General features: G+C 38.4%; 1 protein-coding gene. It reads left to right on the top strand.

Translation table 11 applies throughout. The features are described from left to right. Positions 1-89: 89 nt before the first annotated feature. The coding region (locus BU804_RS08015; RefSeq protein ID WP_143298961.1) for a hypothetical protein at positions 90-518 on the top strand (429 nt) is incomplete at its 3' end.

Genomic DNA, 518 nt, shown 5'->3' on the forward strand with positions numbered 1-518 from the left:
ATTTTTCAAATTTTAAATTGATTGGAGTGTTTCTTTTTGATAGTATCTTTACGACGTGAATTTTTGTTAAATCAAAGGATAGCCAAGTCATGCAAAGCACTCATCCTATCTCGCCCCAACCTTTTAGTGAGCAGCCATCAAATTTAGAAGACTTAAAAAGCCTCGATGCAATTTTGGCTACTATTAAGAAGGAAAAATACTCTCGAGCTGTCGAGCAGTTTAATTTTTTCATGGCCTTTTTGCCGCCCCATGCGGAAAAAGAGGTACTCAAAAAGATTTTTGACTGCCTCTTGTTGCTTATTCCCGTCGTAGAATCTCCTAAAGAGATAGAAGAGGGCGTACGTTTACTGCTCAATTTAGCATCAGACTCCTGTTTTGTAGAAGAACAAAAGCAGTTAGCTACCGAACTCGCCAAATGGCATTACAAGCAAGGAAAACAAGAACGGCTAAATAAGAAACAATTTAAAGATCCCATCAATGCTCTTCATTACGCAGTAAAGGCTCAGAGTATCTCGATG

Origin of the sequence: Candidatus Protochlamydia sp. W-9 (assembly GCF_001950615.1) — a bacterium.
GTDB classification, from domain to species: domain Bacteria; phylum Chlamydiota; class Chlamydiia; order Chlamydiales; family Parachlamydiaceae; genus Protochlamydia; species Protochlamydia amoebophila.